The organism is Prolinoborus fasciculus (assembly GCF_056724605.1).
In genome coordinates, this window is the sequence record NZ_JBWZQN010000046.1 from 17892 (window position 1) to 29273 (window position 11382).

Genomic DNA, 11382 nt, shown 5'->3' on the forward strand with positions numbered 1-11382 from the left:
TAAGTGATTGATTGATAGACTGTACTTGTTCCAAACAACCATTACGGGAATTTCAATGAACAAGTTAAATGTACTTACACCACATCGAGACAAACCTGAACTAACTGTTGATCAAATAAATGAACTGTTATATGAGGCTGGTCATTCCCCATCTACCTACGACGTAGAGGAGGAAAGAAATGTCCGCATTCATTTTTTGAGTCATCGGAAAAAATTTCTTCTGGGACTCGACGATGAGTATGAGGAAGAAGAGGAAGAGGAAGAGGAAGATTTTCTCACGCATCAGGTTCCTACAGATTTTTGATGCTTTATAGCTGATCTACACATAGTCCATTTTGAACAGCCGTGATTATGCGTCCGGCTTTCAAGACTGGGAGCATATATTCTTTAAAAATTTATTCTGAACTAACGTCACTCAATGAGTTACTGAATCTGCGTTTAATTCGAAATGACGTAGATATTATTTATTTGATTTAGAAAAGGTTTTAAATCAACTCTCTATTCAGACAAAGGAGTAAAGATATGAATATTAAGGTTAATCGTCATACCCTAAAAAACTCACAGAATTTTCATCATTCTCTACAAGGTCTATCCATGGATGCTTACACATTGCCATTGGATAAATCAAAACATGAATATTCGGTAGAGGGATGTAAAGGCTTAAGAGTGATTGTTTCTACCCAGAGTAAAACATTTTTGTTTCGTTTTAATTTTGATGGTGTGAAAAAATCATTAAAGGTAGGTAAATATCCAATAATGTCATTGGATGAAGCTATCGAGGTGGCTAATGGTTATCAGCGATTGTTGGCCAAAGGGATTAATCCATGTGCTGAGAAAGAGCGTATAGCTTCAATCCCTACTTTGACAGACTTCATGCTACAAACTTATTTACCTTTAGCAAAACAAAATAAAAAATCTTGGAAAGATGACGAATCAAGATTTCGGAATCATTTACAGGACTCTATCGGATCAGAGCTCATTAATTCAATTTCTACTGCTGTGCTTTCAGATGTACTACTGGCTGTCAAAAATAAAGAGCGTGCCAATGCAACAGTTAACCGTACGCGAGCTTTAATGAGTAGTATTTTTAGTTTAGCTTTTGAACGGGAGTTAATTGACACCAATCCAATGCTACGGGTGAAAAAGTATACGGAGCAAAATCAGATTGAACGATACTTAAGTGATGATGAGTTAGAACGTTTACTGGATGTTCTGGAAAACTATCATAAGTATGGTATCAAGAATCAGATTATTGTCAGTATTGTTGAAATGCTGCTACTCACGGGTGCTAGGAAAGGAGAGGTGTTAAACCTTAAATGGACTGATCTGGACTTACCAAAAGGACTATGGAAACTGAATGAAAATAAATCTGGGAAACCACGAATTATTCAGCTAAATACGAAAACGCAGCAAATCATTCGCACTATGTCACGTAAATATGATTATGTTTTTGCCAATCCAGTCTCTGGAAAGCCATTCAACGATATTCGTAAATGCTTTGACGCTATTTTGAAGGCTGCAAATATTGAAAAATTCCGTATTCATGATTTGCGGCACAACTTTGCCAGTATGGCCGTAAATAGTGGTTATGATATTTACCTAGTCCAACATCTGTTAGGTCATGCATCTCCCTTAACCACCCAGCGCTATGCACATATGCGACAGGATACTTTGCGCGAAGCATCCGAAAAACTGTCTATGCATATAGATAAAGCCCGTCCCAAAGCACTGCTATAACAAACACGTTTATTCCTTCACTCATTCTTTCTTTTTACATAAAGGACATACCTTGGTCGGTATGTCCTAAGGATAACTCATGTCAGAAATTTGCTATAACTTAGAATCAGGACAATATTTAAGCTCACTTGAGCTCGAAATTGATCGAGATGTAACTACACTTTTGATTGCTCCAACAGGAGTAGGAAAAACCACATTCACGATGGAGGACTTAAGTAAACAATATAAGACGATTCTTATGATTGTACCAACTCAAGCAAAAGTACAAGAACTCCAGAATGCTTATTCAGAGAGTAAACATGGCCAAAAATATAAATTTTTCTACGCAGATTATTCTCCGAATAACTCGCTGGAAAAGTTCAAAGGAGTCATTGTAGCGACCTATGATAAATTTGAAAAAATACGAGAATTGCTTCCGAAGAATAAACTAGAAGATACACTTCTGGTGATTGATGAATGCCATAAATTATATTCATCTGGATCATTTCGTGATGAAGCGTTAATGCCCATCATTAAGGTAATGCACGATAAAAGTTTCCCAAGTATTTTGTTGTTGACAGCAACCTTTACACCAGAGTTATTTAGTCAATTAGAAGTTGAGATCAATCATACGGTTCATGTTAAACAGAGTAATCCGATTAGTAGGCAGATTGAATTACGCTATTTGTCGAAAGGTGACCAATATACCTATATTCAATTTATCATTGATCGCTTAACAGCCGTAAAGAAGGATAAGGCAGATAATAGAAAGAAAACTATTATCGTTCGTCTTAATTCACGCGAAAAATGTGAAAAATCAGCTTTGTTCTTTGAAACACAGTACAAGTGTAAGTGTTTGGTGGTGCATAGTAAAAATAAAGAAGATATTCAAGTAGATAAAATGTTTAAGCAACAGAAGATTTCAAATGTTATTGACATTGTTTTTACGACTTCAATTATGGATGAAGCTGTGAATTTAAATAATGATGAAGTCGAATTAGATTCAATGATTCTTGTTGGTAAACAGGCACATCCAGAAGAGGTTGTACAATTTCTTGGTCGATTACGACAGGCTAGTATTCCTTGTTTTATTCTGATGCATACTCCTATTAAAAGAGGAAAAGAATCTGTACAAAAGATGCATGAAAAACATTTAAGGAGTCTGGAAAACTATTTAAGCCGAGTATCTCAAGTGGCAGAACTCACTTCTGGATTAATCGATGATATCAGTATCAGCTTCGATGAAGATATCAAAAAAATGAATATATATGAAAAGATAAAAAGGTTAAATGAGACTTTCAAAGACTTATTTGATTGCAAACTATTTATTGTCTGCGATGGCAAGGCTCAACGGAATTATGCGAGTCTTGTTGCTAACTCGTACCGTAGAGACAGTGCCAAATGTTACCAAGAATTCAAGTACCTAAAATGGCGAATCAAGCAGCTTTTACCTTCATGTAATGTTCGTGATTTTGAGGATGCAAGCACAGTTACATCCTCTCAAATTGAACTATTCTTTCATGAACAGCAAGAACTATCCGATAAGGCTTATCAAGAATGTATCGAAGATGCACTATATATTTTTTTACGCTCTTCGAATGATCCGACCTTTGAAGATATTAAAGATCGTGCGGAGGACTTGATTAAAAAGGTAAAAGACGATGAAGATTTTTTATTGAATAGAGCCTACAAATATAAGGTTAAACATGCGAAAGAAACGGCAAATGTCTTAGCGCACATTATACGATTAGCTTGTCATATCTCCAACATTTCAGACATTAAGAGTATTTTGCAGAAAAAAGAATATGAAAGGGTTATTGCAGTAGGCAATGCCTATGCAAGCAATTTATTTGTGATTGAGATGACCAAAAAAATAGTCTCCTCTCATAAAAAGAATCTGGGTGGTACGCATAAAATTACTCCTTCTAGAGCTCAGTCATTACTTATTCAGTCGATTAAATCTGTGCAAAAAAATAGTCACATTCCCATGAAAACGATTATTAAGCAAAAACTGATTCAAGGTCTTCAGTATGACTATGAGAGGGGAGATATCAATGTTACTGAAACTAAAGCTTTAAACTATATAGCGAAATATTTTTATGTTGAAGATAAAAATAGAAAGCAAGCGGCCAAACGATATCTCAATGTTCTGGGTGTAGGAGTTGGAGGATATGACTATGTGAGCTTAAGTAAATACTCTTTACTTGATGAGGCTACAGTTGCAACAATACATATCAAAGGATGTGAGTACGACAACTATACAGGCAGTGTCATAGTTAATTCAGAAAAGAATGAACGTAAGCAAAAGAAAATGCTCACTGCTTTATATGAGGATTTAGATCCTGTTGCTTAAAGTTCTTACCTAGTACAACATCGTTACATAAGCTTCCCCCTATTTTGCAACATGAACCCCAGTTAAAATCGTCTCTTCGTTATATTTTCTTCTGATGAAATAACTCATTAAAAGTATTTGAACAGCGGTGATGATTGCAACTGGTAAGAGGGGGGAGTTTTGTTTATGGGTGAGTTATTTCAGAATTAGATTGAAAAATATAGCGCTGTTGGATTCGCCTAGGGGGGATTTTTGTTAAAGTAAAATTTTCAGTGGGTGCGTTAGTTAAAGTAAAGAAATAATTTTGGGCAGCAATTCAACATGGCTGATAGGGTACGATAAAAACGTATTACGGTCATCAGCCTTGCAAAGTAAACATGAATGGTCTTTGTGGTCTATCAATAAAACCTTACATTTCTGTGGTCTATCTTTGTGGTCAAAGTTCAGTTTGCGGTCTTCTTGCGGTTTTTGTCACGTTTTTGCTTAGATGTAGGTCTTATTTTTCTTATACTTATTCATTTCCTATTACTGAAGAATTTCGTCAATATTTATATGAAGTAATTATTTTTCTTACACTTAGCGGTAATGCTTGCGGTACTATTGATTTTATTCAGGTTTTATATTTTGATTAAATTTAAGTTATTGAATATATTGATTAATTTATGTTTTGTTGTCTTCTCTCATAATCCGTTGGTCGACAGTTCAAGTCTGTCTGGGCCCACCATATAAAACAACCCCTTACGTGCATTAATCGTAAGGGGTTTTTTGTTTTTGGATATTATGAAATCTGAAGTAAGCAATTCACTTAATTGATCGTCGTTCTTATCTCGAAGGACTTAAAATGGGTTGCCTCCACTGATAATGAACTTTTCTAGTTTGCCTTTCAATAAAGATTCTTCGTTACCAGCTTAATAAAAAAGCATCTCCCTCAGATATTACTTTTGTTATCTAAATTCCATAAACATCTTCTTTAATCAAAAAAAAAGTTCATATTTATGAAATAATTGTGATGTAGTTCAAAGAATATCTGCAAAAAAAGTGAAAAGTAGATGAAATGCATTTTACAACTGAAAAAATTATGCTAATTAATATGAGATGATTTTTTAGTCAAAAATCATGATGTTTCAGGACGGAATATCTTAAGAAGCGTATTAAAAAAATGATTAAACAGGAGTTTCAATGATGCTTCAGCTTTTAAGAAAATTGTTTTGTTTGCATATTTATGAGTATGAGCAAATGCAAGAGATCGGGGAACACAGGGAGTGTCGTAAGTGCGGTACGAATAAGGATTAAAGTTTTTGCAAGAAAAGTGAGCAATGGCTCACTTTTTTTATGCTTGTTATGGGCTAATTTCCGTTAAAATTAAAGGGAAATTTCATCACGATGAACAGGCATATGAGTAAAGATTTTCATGCAGATACCTATATCGTAGACAGCAAGCTGGCAGATACGCTGCACTGGCTCAGCCTGCATCAAGATAGTTATGACTCCTTTAGTTATGATGCAGTCACGCAAGCGCTGATGGTGCATCATGCTAATGGAGTAGATCAAATCCGAGTCGGAGATTATCTGAATACCCGTTATGGTATTTTAATTACTGCACATAACTTTTCTGCAAGTTCATCAAGTTAAACAGTTGTTAGCTTGCCATGGCATCTGTAGCCAGACTGCGAACACTCGGTTTTGGCTGTTCTGCAACTAAACCTAATTTTGCAAAAAGTTGCTGATCTCGACCTTGGGATGTATTAGGGGTCGTCAGCAGTTTTTCACCAGAGAAAATAGAATTGGCACCAGCCATAAATGCCAAAGCCTGATCCGAATCGCTTAAGGATTCACGCCCTGCAGAAAGGCGAATATAGCTTTTAGGCATCAACAACCGTGCTACTGCAATGGTACGAATCCACTCAATCACATCCAGTTTTTCTACATCTGCCATCGGTGTACCTTCAATCGGCACTAACATATTAATCGGCACAGATTCAGGATGAATTACCAGAGTTGCAAGCTCATATAACAAACCAATCCGGTCATCACGACTTTCGCCCAGACCCACAATACCGCCACTACAGACTTTCATACCAGCTTGACGCACATGATCCAGAGTATCCAGACGATCATCAAAGCTACGCGTGCTGATGATATGTGAATAGTATTCACGAGAAGTGTCCAGATTATGGTTGTAATAATCCAGTCCTGCATCTTTCAAGCGTTCAGCCTGTGATCCATTTAGCATCCCCAGTGTCATGCAGGTTTCCAGACCGAGTGCTTTAACTTCACGTACCATTTCCAGCACATAAGGCATATCGCGTTCATGCGGGTTGCGCCATGCAGCCCCCATACAAAAGCGTGAACTGCCTGATGCCAGCGCCTGTTTGGCTTCCTGAATCACTTTATCGACTGCAATGCGTTTTTCAGCTTCCAGTTTGGAATCATAATGCGCTGATTGTGAACAGTATTTACAGTCTTCAGGACATTTACCGGTTTTAATCGAAAGCAGGGTGCTCACCTGAACGGTATTCGCAGTGAAATGTTCACGATGAACCTGTTGCGCCTGGAACACTAAATCCATTAAAGGCTGTTGATATAGAGCTTGTATTTCTTCACGTGACCAATCATTACGTACCGCATCACTACTGTTCATCTCTTTCCCTATCTGTGCTTATTTATCATTCGGTTCATCTTAATAAAAATAAGCTTTTGCTTCACTAGCAAAATATGACCTTATATAAATGGCAAAGCCCACACGAGGTGAGCTTATTTTTTCAGTTGCCAGATTATTTATTACTGTGATTTCCATGAATATCCTGGCCATGCAGATCACTACGGTGCTGCTTGTTAAACACGCGCTGATCCTGTTCATGCTGATTGTTTTTTGGGGAATTAATCGGGCCATGTTGCGGCTGCTGTTGTTGTTGCTTCTGCTGGTCATGCTGAAGCTGCTCAAGCAGTTCTTGATTTGGATTTTTTGATGACATCATCTTTCCTCCACTTCATTTCTGACTATTTTTATTTATGCCATAGTCTGAAACACGGGTGTGTAAGGCTTTTAAGTGAAACTGTGAATCTAGGTAAAGTTGAAATATATTTCAATAGTGAGAGAAAATTAGCTGGATTTTGCCAGTTGTTCTTGAACGGCCCAATCGATATGTACCTGCACAATTTCATCATGCTGATTACGCTGTTGCTGAAGAGCCTGAATAATCTGCCCATCAAAGGGCGCATTGCCCAAACCAATGGCGACATTGCGCATAAAGCTTTGATAACCTGTACGACGCATCGGGCTGCCTTCAGTCGCACTTAAAAAGGTGGCTTCATCCCATTGCCATAAATCCAGTAAACTCATCTGATCCAGACCATGACGCGGATGAAAATCCTCTATCGAGGTGACTTGGGCAAAACTGTTCCAGGGACAAATCAGTTGGCAGTCATCACAACCAAAAACACGGTTGCCAATTCCGCGTCGTAAATCTTCTGGAATAATGCCTTTATATTCGATCGTCAGATAGGCGATACAGCGTCGTGCATCCAGCATGTACGGTTCGACAATCGCTTGAGTCGGACAGATGTCGATACAGGCGGTACAGGAGCCACAATGTTTAGTCGCGGGTTCATCAAAGGGCAGTTCGAGTGAAGTAAACAGTTCACCCAAAACAAAGAATGAGCCTGATGTTTTATGAATCAGCAAGGTATGTTTCCCTGTCCAGCCCATACCGGCAGTTTCAGCCAGCGATTTTTCAAAAATGGGCGCAGAATCGGCAAATGGGCGTGATTCAAAATCTCCGACTTTTTCCCGGATTTTTGTCGCCAGAGTTTTCAGGCGACCCCGCATGGTTTTGTGATAATCTCGGCCACGGGCATAACGCGCGATAATGGCAGAGTTGGGTGCATAAGAGATATAACGTGGTTCTGGTACCTCGACCAGATAATCCATACGCACACAGATAATGCTGCGTGTGCCGGGAACTAGCAAAGTGGGATTGGCACGTTTTTCCAAATTCTCTTCCAGAAACTTCATGTCACCATGATAACCACGATCCAGATATTCCTGTAAGCGTGCTAATTCTGCTTGAGCATCCGGTTTGGCAATGACACAATCAGAAAAACCCAATTCTAAAGCCTGCGCTTTAATCCATGCTTTTAGCTCAGCTGGATCTTGTTGATAAACTTTAATTTGCGCTTGAGAATCGGGAGTTGCCATAAACCAAAGACAGGGAATAAGAAATGCAGCAACAAGTTTACCATAGCCGTGATCTACAAGCATGGGAGCAGCGCTGGTTTCAACAGCAAAATAGTTCCTACGGTTTAATGCAACAAGTCGCCTGGGGGATTAGTCAGCGGCTGATCACTTTATTTTCCCAGCAAAAAATAAAAAAAATCGCTGTCTGCTGTGGTCAGGGTAATAATGCCGGCGATGGCTATCTTGTGGCCAAATATCTCAAACAGGCGGGCTTCAGTGTTGATATTTATGCAGTTGAGTTGGGTAATTCCAAAGATTTAGCATCGGCTGTGCAGGAAGCTCAGCAAGCTGGCTTGCAGCCTTATTCGCATTTTGATTTTCAATCTGAATGTGAGGTCTATATCGATGCATTATTCGGAATTGGTCTGAACCGTCAGCTGGACTTTGACTGGCAAAATGTTATTCAAACGATCAATCAGCAAACTGGATTAAAAATCTCAATTGATATTCCGAGTGGATTGGATGCCAATACCGGCCAGCCTTTGCCTGTTGCGATTAAAGCTGACTACACTTTCACGGGTTTAGGGCTTAAGGCAGGACTGTTTACCGGACAAGGCAAAGAATATGCGGGCAAGATCGAACTGATTTCTGCTATCCCGACAGATACTGAGCTTCAACCAATTGCTTGTCTTTCATCACATCAGATTCAATTGCCGAAGCGTGAAGCCTTTGGTCATAAAGGCAGTTATGGTCATGTCTTGGTTGTAGGTGGTCATGCCGATATGGGGGGGGCAGTGATCATGGCAGCAGAGGCAGCATTTGCTGCCGGAGCAGGTAAAGTGACGATCGTCTGTGATGCAAAACACCATACTGCGATTTTGTCACGTGCACCGAATATCATGCTGCGTGATATCAATCTTTTAACTCAGGAGCAACGCCAAGCACTGATTCAGCAGGTCGATGCAGTCTGTTTTGGCATGGGATTAGGTCGTGATTCTTGGTCAGAGCAACAATATACAGCTTGGTTTGAGCTGACTCAGCAATCTGATCTGGAGGTTGTTTTGGATGCGGATGCCTTATGGTTTCTGGCCAAGCAGCCTCAAGTTTTGAATTCCCAGACTTATGCCACACCACATCCAGGAGAAGCTGCAACTTTGCTAGCATGTAGCACTGCGGAAGTTGAAATGGATCGGATTGCAGCCATTCATGCCCTGCAACAAAAATATCAGGGACAGTGGGTGCTAAAAGGTTCAGGCAGCCTGATTCTGGAAGAAAGGCTTTACATCTGCAATGCCGGGAATGCCGGTATGGGAACTGGCGGAATGGGGGATGTGCTGGCCGGCATGATTGCCAGTCTAAAGGCGCAATTTGCGCAAAAAATTTATTTGCATGAAATTGTGACGCTGCATGCACTTGCAGGTGATGAACTGGCCAAAAATGGCGAACGTGGCTTGCAGGCACAGGATATGAAACATGCGATTTATCAGGTCGTGAATCGCTAAGGAGAATAGTGTGCCAGTCATCAAACTGAATATTTCAGGCCAAGTTCAAGGAGTCGGATACCGTTACTGGTTTGCCGAGCAGGCTCAGGCGCTTGGACTGAAAGGATATGTGAAGAACTTGAGCACAGGTGAGGTGGAGGCCGTTATTGCTGGAACAGACTCCCAACTTCAGGAAATGATTACACGAAGTTGGAAAGGGCCTGCTCGTGCAATCGTACAAGCGGTTATTCAAGAGTATCTGGAATCTGAGCTAGATGCTCAAGACTTTATAATATTGCGTTAAACCTTATCGACGACGGCTACTGACGCGACTCCGGCCGCGTGCCATACCACCCAACGCATTTAATACCGCCATTTTACTCATACTGCCTGAGGCGTGGGCATGACAAATAGCAGCAGCTAAAGCATCGGCGGCATCCTGTTGCGGTTTGATGCTGAGTTTTAGAATATTCATTACCATCATCTGCACCTGTTCTTTATCGGCAGCGCCATAACCCACTACCGACTGCTTGATCTGGCGCGCAGTATATTCAGCGACTTTCAAATCCAGATTGACCAATGCCGCAACAGCAGCACCACGAGCCTGACCGAGTTTTAAGGCAGAATCCGGATTTTGTGCCATAAAGACTTGTTCGACCGCAGCTTCAGTGGGGCCATAAAATTTTACAATACGCTCCACCCCGGCAAAGATGCGTTTTAAACGTTCAGGCATTTCTGTCGTTTCTGTTCTGATGGTGCCGGCATCAACAAAAGTCAGTTTGGAGCCGTCTTTTTCGATAATTCCGTAACCGGTTAAACGAGAACCGGGGTCAATCCCAATAATTAATGACATGCCCGCACTTTAAAAATAGAATAATGCCCATATTGTTACATAAGCGTATCAAAAAAGCTTGATCCTGATGAAGCAGTTGATTCCAGCATCCTATTATTTATTTTACTGAGATTAGATTAATTTTCATGAAATTATTTCTTATTATCCTTGCAGGCTTAATCCTAGAAGTATTTGTCTGGATTGGCGTGGGTGACCTCGTCGGGAGCATGTGGTACGTATTTTTCTGGTTTGTGGCCGCATTTTTTATTGGTATGAATCTGATCCGTAAATACTCGGCCGGTGTAATGCCACAAATGCAGCAAATGCAGATGGGACAGATGAGTGCAGATCCTGCATTAACAGGAAATTTACCTAAAATTCTGGCAGGTTTCTTTCTGCTTATTCCTGGATTGATTACCGACGTATTGGCCGTATTGATGCTCATTCCAGCGGTTCAGCAGGTTTTTAAGGCTGCCATAATGAAAGCGATGATGAAGCGTCAGCAACTCATGATGGAAAAAATGATGGGGGGCATGATGGGCGATATGGGTGGGGCACAAGGCCAGAATCCATTTGCCGAAATGATGCGTCAAATGCAGGATATGCAAAATCAGCAATCAGGTCGCGGCGATTCCACCATTATTGATGGTGAAGCACGTGAAGTGAGACCTGAGGCGAAAAAAATTGAAATGAAAGATATCAATCCGAAATAATTGTTTAGGACTTACGCACTGTTATTTATAGACTCTCTGTGGTAGCAGATGATTTTTATCGAGAATAAAGTCATCAATGAAGTTTTTGATAATTGGTCTAAATAATTTCTTCTGCCAACGATATACATTTT

Annotated in this window: 11 protein-coding genes and 1 pseudogene; 7 read left to right on the plus strand and 5 right to left on the minus strand. The window is 39.9% G+C overall.

The annotated features are described in order from the left end of the window. Positions 1-55 precede the first annotated feature (55 nt). From AC1P5O_RS11425 to AC1P5O_RS11440, 4 genes are all read left to right on the plus strand, one after another. Positions 56-304: a hypothetical protein gene (locus tag AC1P5O_RS11425; protein ID WP_348942282.1), complete on the plus strand. Its 249-nt coding sequence runs from the start codon at positions 56-58 to the stop codon at positions 302-304. Positions 305-522: 218 nt separating this feature from the next. Further along, positions 523-1737, plus strand: coding sequence for a site-specific integrase (locus AC1P5O_RS11430; protein WP_348942283.1), 1215 nt, complete (start codon positions 523-525; stop codon positions 1735-1737). 79 nt (positions 1738-1816) lie between these two features. Further along, positions 1817-4069: a DEAD/DEAH box helicase gene (locus tag AC1P5O_RS11435; RefSeq protein WP_499006037.1), complete on the plus strand. Its 2253-nt coding sequence runs from the start codon at positions 1817-1819 to the stop codon at positions 4067-4069. A 1374-nt stretch (positions 4070-5443) separates the two neighbouring features. Continuing rightward, positions 5444-5680: a hypothetical protein gene (locus AC1P5O_RS11440; RefSeq protein WP_017397818.1), complete on the plus strand. Its 237-nt coding sequence runs from the start codon at positions 5444-5446 to the stop codon at positions 5678-5680. A gap of 7 nt (positions 5681-5687) precedes the next feature. Here the strand turns inward: AC1P5O_RS11440 and bioB are convergent, their stop codons facing one another. The 3 genes from bioB to queG form a co-directional block, all read right to left on the minus strand. Next, on the minus strand, positions 5688-6689 hold the full coding sequence (bioB, locus tag AC1P5O_RS11445; RefSeq protein WP_004731515.1) for a biotin synthase BioB: 1002 nt from the start codon (positions 6687-6689) through the stop codon (positions 5688-5690). A 133-nt stretch (positions 6690-6822) separates the two neighbouring features. Beyond that, entirely contained in the window at positions 6823-7026 is a 204-nt protein-coding gene (locus AC1P5O_RS11450) for a hypothetical protein (RefSeq protein WP_004278929.1), read from the minus strand. A 125-nt stretch (positions 7027-7151) separates the two neighbouring features. Next, complete coding sequence (queG, locus tag AC1P5O_RS11455; RefSeq protein WP_499006039.1) at positions 7152-8309, minus strand: tRNA epoxyqueuosine(34) reductase QueG; 1158 nt, start codon at positions 8307-8309, stop codon at positions 7152-7154. Here queG and AC1P5O_RS11460 point away from each other — a divergent pair. Beyond that, a complete protein-coding gene (locus tag AC1P5O_RS11460) occupies positions 8270-9727 on the plus strand; it encodes a bifunctional ADP-dependent NAD(P)H-hydrate dehydratase/NAD(P)H-hydrate epimerase (RefSeq protein WP_004731509.1) in 1458 nt (485 codons plus the stop codon). The genes queG and AC1P5O_RS11460 overlap by 40 nt on opposite strands. Before the next feature lie 10 nt (positions 9728-9737). Beyond that, positions 9738-10010 (plus strand): acylphosphatase, encoded by a 273-nt coding sequence (locus tag AC1P5O_RS11465; protein WP_004278926.1) that lies wholly within the window; start codon positions 9738-9740, stop codon positions 10008-10010. Positions 10011-10013: 3 nt separating this feature from the next. Here AC1P5O_RS11465 and ruvC read toward each other — a convergent pair whose 3' ends face one another. Beyond that, positions 10014-10559 (minus strand): crossover junction endodeoxyribonuclease RuvC, encoded by a 546-nt coding sequence (gene ruvC / locus AC1P5O_RS11470; RefSeq protein ID WP_004278925.1) that lies wholly within the window; start codon positions 10557-10559, stop codon positions 10014-10016. 125 nt (positions 10560-10684) lie between these two features. Here ruvC and AC1P5O_RS11475 point away from each other — a divergent pair, with 125 nt between their 5' ends. Then, a complete protein-coding gene (locus tag AC1P5O_RS11475) occupies positions 10685-11251 on the plus strand; it encodes an FxsA family protein (RefSeq protein WP_004278924.1) in 567 nt (188 codons plus the stop codon). Positions 11252-11272: 21 nt separating this feature from the next. Here AC1P5O_RS11475 and AC1P5O_RS11480 read toward each other — a convergent pair. Further along, positions 11273-11382, minus strand: a pseudogene (locus AC1P5O_RS11480) (IS701 family transposase); the annotation flags it as partial.